Origin of the sequence: Bartonella sp. TS82HLJMH (assembly GCF_042193495.1) — a bacterium.
GTDB lineage: Bacteria > Pseudomonadota > Alphaproteobacteria > Rhizobiales > Rhizobiaceae > Bartonella > Bartonella grahamii.
Map to the genome: position 1 here is coordinate 1 of NZ_JBHILU010000049.1, position 310 is coordinate 310.

The following is a 310-nucleotide window of genomic DNA, read 5'->3' on the forward strand; positions in this document are numbered from 1 at the left end:
AGTTAAGGTATTTGATGAGAATGGTAAGGGAGCTGACAAGAACTATCATAATGTTGCAGATGCCTTTACAGGCGTAAGTAGTTCTTTCACGAGTCTTGATAAAAAGATTGAGAATGTAGTTACTAATGTGGTGGGTGATAGTCTTGTTAAGCAAGATGATACAGGGCTTATTACCATTGGTGGAGCAGTAAGTGGAGCTAACGTAAGTATTGCAAGCGTTGATAATGCGGCACGGACTCTTTCCGGTGTTAATGTTGGTTTGATTACAGCAACGTCAACTGGTGCGATAAATGGTTCTCAACTTTATTGC

At 40.3% G+C, this 310-nt stretch carries 1 protein-coding gene; it reads left to right on the forward strand.

What is annotated here, in order from left to right; translation table 11 throughout:
- Positions 1-310 (forward strand): hypothetical protein (locus ACFIKO_RS09010; protein WP_375673842.1); only part of this gene is annotated, 310 nt, incomplete at both ends.